Genomic DNA, 5,297 nt, shown 5'->3' with positions numbered 1-5,297 from the left:
TCACACTAGAGCTGATACTGGAGGAGGTGCTTTATCAAGCATTAGATCTGAAATAAGATTGACTAAACAATAGTCTTACTATTTATTTAACTTAAGGGCTCTCTAATTATTAGGGAGCCCTTTTTTTAATCCATCCGACAACTGACTGCCATATTCATTTTGCAATTGGGGCAATCTTTTTACGAAGGGCAGTACCTTTAAAGAGCTATAGCCTTACGATTGACCATCAACTAAATATCACAAGAAGAATAACGCGTTAATCGTATGGTTTTAGACATACCCTACAAATCAAACTAGATCCACACTCTTAACTTTTTACTCCTATTTAGAGTGTTACCTAAGGAAATCTTGCAGCTAAAAGTGAAAGAAAAAGAGTTAAAAGCTATCTGCAGTTTTTGGATAAAAACGATCGCTTTCGGTGAAGATAAGCCATTCATTTTACCGCTTGGAGGAATGGAGTTCACTTGGAAAAACTACCTAAAGATCCCTTCTGGCGCCATGATTGCTCGAGACCATATGCTTTATAACGGTGTGAATATTAACCTAGATAATCTGAAGTAAGCAAGGTCAAAACAATCTTATTCATACTTAAGCTCCATATTTAAAGCAGCTAAAATGCGGACAAAAGGAAAATGAAAAGGTTTAAATTATAAGCTAATATTTACATGAACGGAAATACCGCTAACATTAAGACCCTGCCAATCATCATTATTGTGAATTAAAAAATAACACTTTACCAATAAGGGTAATTAGCCGCTGAATAAATCAATGCAAAATTCAAAAATACTTTAGCGGTAATTAGACATCAAATTAAATTACCAAGACAATAGGTTTAATCTAGATACATTTTAGAGTAAACAATATAATTTTTCTGCTATATCTTCAGCCAGTATTGGAAGCAATCCCTTCTTGTCACGACCGAGTCAAAGGTAGCTAACACCTGTATAATGCAATATTATCAGCAGATAATTTGGTGATAAGCTTCATAAATGAGTGCTCACAATTCAAGAAGGCGTTTTGGCATAATAATCTATTCCTTAGGTTTAGAGCTATTTTAAACAAAAACAAAACAACATGAAGAGACCATTACAATTGTTTCGGTTCCTTGTCTTAATGCTGTTGACAACAGCACTAAGCGGGCAGGAACGGACAATATCTGGACGAGTGGTAGGAGCCGCAGACCAGGTACCGATCCCAAATGTTTCCGTAGTCATCAAAGGCACCACGACTGGGGTACCTACTGACCCAGACGGGAAGTATCAACTATCTATCCCTGAAAGTGGGACGACTTTAGTTTTCCGCTTTATCGGATACGTTACTCAAGAAGTAGTTATCGGCAGTCAGACAGTCGTTGACATTCAACTCACTGAGGAGGCAACCAAATTAGGAGACGTTATTGTAACGGCCCAAGGGATTGCAAGAGAAAAACGAGCACTCGGTTTTGCGTTGAGTGAAGTGAAATCTGAAAGTATTGAACAGCGACCTGAATCCAACGTTCAGAACATCCTAAGAGGAAAAATACCGGGTGTTCAAATCACATCCACTGGCGGTATGCTAGGAAGTAGGAGTGATGTTATTATTCGTGGTGTATCTTCAATTAATGGAGACAACCAACCGCTCTACATTGTTGATGGTGTTTTCTATGAAGGAAACAGAATTGATGATTTAGACCCCAATAACATTGAAGATGTACAAGTTTTAAAAGGACTCGCGGCATCTTCACTGTATGGTCAAGAAGGTAGAAATGGGGTAATCATTTTTACAACAAAAACCGCATCAGCAAATGCTGCTCAGGATTTATCTATTACTGTTTCTCAGCAGTTTTATATAAATCAGATTACTGGACTGCCAGATTTCCAAAATACTTATGGTCAAGGTTCAGACAATGTGCCAAATGTAGGTTTTGTTGGCAACTGGGGTGGTAGGTTCGATGATAATTTCATGGTACCACACCATTTAGATCAAGCTAGATTTGCTGAAGCATTTCCTCAATTCCAAGGTCAAGAGGTGCTTTATCAAGCCTATCCTAACCAGATCAAAGATTTCTTCAATAACGGAAGTGGTGGAAACACATCATTACTCGGGAATGCGAGAATTGGAGAAACCAGCCTTGGTTTCAGTGTAGGGTACAACAGTGAAAGAGGTTACATCGAGTCGAATAAATCTGACAGACTGAATCTTTCATTAAGTGCAAATACTAAGTTAGCGGATAAGCTAAACCTGCAGAGTACGTTTACTTTTACCAATAACTTACTTCGCCAGCCGCCAAATGATATTTTCAGCAGAACGCTTTTCTTACCGAGAAACTTGGACTTGAATGGCCTTCCATTTGAAAGCCCAATTGATGGATCAAGTGTATGGTACAGAACTGATAGGGACAATCCGTTATGGCAGCAGAAAAATCATTTAATCGGCTCTGATGCCAATAGAATTTTCATGAAAATTGGTTTAACCTACGATATAACAGATTTCTTGAAGTTTGGCTATCGTGTAGGGTATGACAACTACGTTACAGAAAGTTTCCAAAGAGAAAATTATGGTGGAGTAAGGTACAATGCAGGCCTTGGTTTCTACAACCAGTCTTCGTTTACAAGATCTAACTTTGACCATAACTTCTTATTAAATACTACTGGACTTGAAATTAACGAAGACTTAACCATTACGAGTCAAGCAGGTTTCAACATGAGAAGTATCAATACAAGAAGCTTTGGAATCAACAGTACTGAACAAGTGGTATTTGGTTTCTTTAGACATGATAACTTCTTGTCTTATGCTCCGGCTGGAGATTCTAAACAAAGAACAAATGTGTTAGGGCTTTATGCTCAAACTGAACTTTCTTTTAGAGACTATGCTTTCTTAACCTTGAGTGGTAGAAATGATTGGGGTTCTCAAGTAGAAAAGGAAAACAATTCCTTATTCTATCCAAGTGCTTCTGCTTCATTCATCATGTCGGACGCATTGCCAGATATGGTTCCTGATTTTGTAGACTTCTTGAAATTCAGATTAGGCTACGGTTCTTCTGCTGGTTTCCCTGGTTCTTACAGAACAAGAGCATCACTTGGTTCTGACCCAATTCGATTTGTTTCAGACACAGACGGTAACATTACTTCAAACTTTGTTTCAAGCACTCAACCCAACCCAAATCTTAAGCCTGAAAGGCAAAAAGAAATTGAGTTTGGTATAGAGACTACACTCTTCAATGGTCTATTGGATATTGACATGAGTTATTACAACCGAATTAGTGAAGATCAAATCTTTAGCTCAAACCTTCCTCCATCAACTGGTTTTACAAGCACCTCAATTAATGCGGGTAGAATCGATACTGAAGGTTTAGAATTAGGAGTTACGGTATTCCCAGTAAGAACTGGTAATCTAACTTACTCTATCACAAACAACTTCACTGCATATGAAACTACGGTGAAAGCATTGCCTGAAGAGCTGGTAGAATACTCTGGAAACAATACGGCTATTGTAGGACAGCCTTTGGGCGTGTTTAGGTCTACTTATATTGTAAGAGATGATGAAGGCAATGCCTTGATCAACCCTGCCAATGGTAACTTTATTATCAGTAGCGATGTTGGTTTAGATCAAAAAATAACTGGAGATCCTAACCCGGATTTCAGATATTCAATGATCCACGGTTTTACTTACAAAGGTTTTAACCTGACCGTTCAGTTAGAATATACGCACGGAGGTGATATAGCTACAAGTTATGTATCTAGTATTTATGAAAGAGGTGTTACTACTGATACAGAAGACAGAGAAGGTTCTTTCTATCTGCCTGGTGTATATGGTGACGTGACTACTGGAGAGCCATTGAAAGATGAGTCTGGTAATAAAATACCTAACAGGTATCAGTTGACTTTGAACGACATTTACTTTACCAACGCGTTTACTTCTTATGAGAACAGTATGTTCGATGCTTCTGTATTCAGAATAAGAGAGATTAACCTTAACTATAACCTCCCTAACACATGGGTAAACCGAATAGGGTTGAATAGTGCAACGATCACAGGAAACATTCAAAACGTATTCTGGTATGCTCCGCATTTCCCTAAGGGAATTAGGTTGGACCCTGAAGCAAATACTTCTGGTGAAAACGGATTTGGTGAACTAGGGATCTCTGACCCCGCAATGAGAAAATTCTCAGTAGGACTTAGAGTAACATTTTAATGATGAAGAACATGAAAAACATAGTAATAAAATCTCTAGGGATGATCATGGCTTTCAGCTTAGTCATCTCTTGCGAAACCTTGGAGTTAGAATCGCTTATAGAAAACCCAAATGCATTGGGACTTTCTTCTGCTAGCCCAGACTTTGTATTGAACGAAATGCAGCTCGATTTCAGAAACTTGAATAGATCGTTTGGTGGGTCAGTAGACAATTCCATGAGAATGGAAGTGCTAGCTTCTACCTATAATGCTGTCACCTCTACTACGGCAATGAATGGAGAGTGGACAAGTCTTTATAACTTCAATGCCAACTTCAATGTATTGGAGAGCATCGCTGAAGAAGATGGTTTAGGCTTCCATTTAGGAATGGCACAAATCATGAAAGCCACCCTATTTGTAAATATGGTAGATCTTATTGGTGAAGCTGTTTATACAGAAGCCAATGATCCAACAATTCCAAAGCCAACATTAGATTCTGGTGAGTCGATTTATACAGCAATGTATAACCTGATTGATGAAGGAATAGCCAATTTGAAATCTGGCGCTAAGAGACCCGTAAACGATCTCTATTATGACGGTGATGCAGCTGCGTGGGTAAGATTTGCCAACAGTTTTAAAATCAAAATGTTGCTTACCACTAGATTGGTAACAGCTGCTGATTCAAAAACTAAGATTGACGCAATTTTAGCTGGTGGAGAGTACATTCAAAATAACAGCCAAGACTTTGAATTCCAGTATGGAGTAACGGCCGTTGTGAACGAGAGTAGACATCCATTAATGTCAGCTAGTTATACTACAGGCGCTTCAGGGTATAGACCTAATAACTTAATCTCTTACATGAAAGATTCTTCTGCTGTGCAAGACCCTAGATTGAGATACTACTTCTATAGACAAACTTTGAGAGACCCAGTCGGTACTGAGCTTACTTGTGCAGGTACTCCAAACTTCACTTTCTGTTATACAGGTGATGGCTATTGGGGCAGAGACCATGGTGATGATTCGGCTGCACCAGCAGATGGATTATTGAGAACTGCTTATGGAGCATACCCTGCAGCAGGAGCCTATGATAATGATCAAGCCGAGCCAGTGACAACAGTTGCTACACTTGGTGGTGATGGTATTCAC

The 5,297-nt window shown here is 38.9% G+C and carries 3 protein-coding genes; all 3 read left to right on the top strand.

All coding sequences use genetic code 11. The features are described from left to right. The first annotated feature begins 360 nt into the window (after nt 1-360). Entirely contained in the window at nt 361-561 is a 201-nt protein-coding gene (locus tag AWN68_RS11150) for a hypothetical protein (protein ID WP_157716181.1), read from the top strand. 513 nt (nt 562-1,074) lie between these two features. Next, the gene (locus tag AWN68_RS11145) at nt 1,075-4,173 is read left to right on the top strand and encodes a SusC/RagA family TonB-linked outer membrane protein (RefSeq protein ID WP_084362840.1); all 3,099 of its coding nucleotides are present in this window, start codon (nt 1,075-1,077) and stop codon (nt 4,171-4,173) included. Between the two features lie 11 nt (nt 4,174-4,184). Continuing rightward, nucleotides 4,185-5,297: SusD/RagB family nutrient-binding outer membrane lipoprotein (locus tag AWN68_RS11140; RefSeq protein ID WP_172796063.1), on the top strand; the 1,113-nt coding region annotated here is incomplete at its 3' end.

Source organism: Roseivirga echinicomitans (assembly GCF_001592935.1).
Classification (GTDB): Bacteria; Bacteroidota; Bacteroidia; order Cytophagales; family Cyclobacteriaceae; genus Roseivirga; species Roseivirga echinicomitans.
Note: the sequence above shows the minus strand (reverse complement) of the source record. Positions and strands in the feature narration are given on the sequence as shown.